The sequence below is a fragment of the Campylobacter sp. IFREMER_LSEM_CL1890 genome (assembly GCF_025772045.1).
Taxonomy (GTDB): Bacteria; Campylobacterota; Campylobacteria; order Campylobacterales; family Campylobacteraceae; genus Campylobacter_D; species Campylobacter_D lari_D.
This window is the reverse complement of sequence record NZ_JAKMRK010000035.1, coordinates 1-981: the sequence shown is the minus strand read 5'-3', so window position 1 is coordinate 981 and position 981 is coordinate 1. Positions and strand designations below refer to the sequence as shown.

Genomic DNA, 981 nt, shown 5'->3' with positions numbered 1-981 from the left:
ATTTATTTTGCATTACAACTTGATTTTCAAAAAAACATTTTCCAATGATTTTTTAGTATTTTGATGATATTTTTGCAAATTTCTTTCTTTTTGCTTTCTTCTATTTGAAGTTTATCTAAAAAAGTTTCTTCAAGAGTATTAATAAGTTGCATACATTCTTTTGCATTAAATCTTTTTACTTCGTTTAAAGGTGATAACGCTTTTAACAATAAATCTTTATATTCCATAAGAGTTTTAATATCTACCTCTGAAAGCTGAGCTAACAGAGATAGAAATTGTGCAAAATTATACAGTGGCATATATTTCTTTCTTTTTCCACAACATTATAAAATGTGCCTATATATCCGACTAATAAAATCTTTCATGATCTCCACCACCAAAAGTAACCGCTCGTGTTTCTGTGACATTTACACCTAAAGTATTAAATCTCATTGTAAAAGTAGGAGTATCGGTCAATGGTTTAGTGCACCATGTAGTTGATATTACAACTTTTGCTTCACCGGAATTATCAAATTCTTTATCCCATCTTTGTATAATTGGCGGAGTTTGACCAATACCAACATTAAGTTTGGTTCCAGAAAAATCAACTTTTTCTCCTGCAATTCCATCGGTTAATGTTAAAGTTGCACTGGTGTAGCATGAAGCAGGATCTTTCCAAGTATCATATATTGCATGAATGCGTTTTTGCACCTCAATACTTCCTACAATTGCCTCATGATCAGCTCCATCCCATTCTTTATATTTCACTTTAAGACTAAAAATTCTACCGGTGTGTTCAGTAACTTTTCCAATAGGTTTAAAATTTAAATAAACTGAACCTTTATCATCAGTATGAAGCGTGCCTTTATTTACAAAATTAGTATAACCAAGATACTGATCTGGTTGAACATCTACACTAGAGTTTGGAATTAGTCCATATAGCTCTATAGTTGCTCCTGTATCAAATGGAATAATATTTTTATCTGTTCTTGGACGAATTGG

The 981-nt window shown here is 31.1% G+C and carries 2 protein-coding genes; both read right to left on the bottom strand.

What is annotated here, in order from left to right; translation table 11 throughout:
* Nucleotides 1-26: 26 nt before the first annotated feature.
* Nucleotides 27-299, bottom strand: coding sequence for a hypothetical protein (locus L8W57_RS07840; RefSeq protein WP_263662327.1), 273 nt, complete (start codon nt 297-299; stop codon nt 27-29).
* A gap of 49 nt (nt 300-348) precedes the next feature.
* A partial coding sequence (locus L8W57_RS07835; RefSeq protein WP_263662326.1) for a hypothetical protein occupies nt 349-981 on the bottom strand: 633 nt, incomplete at its 5' end.

Coding starts and splice junctions, on each gene's coding strand:
- L8W57_RS07840 (WP_263662327.1), bottom strand. CDS start 299: ATGCCACTGTATAATTTTGCACAATTTCTATCTCTGTTAGCTCAGCTT.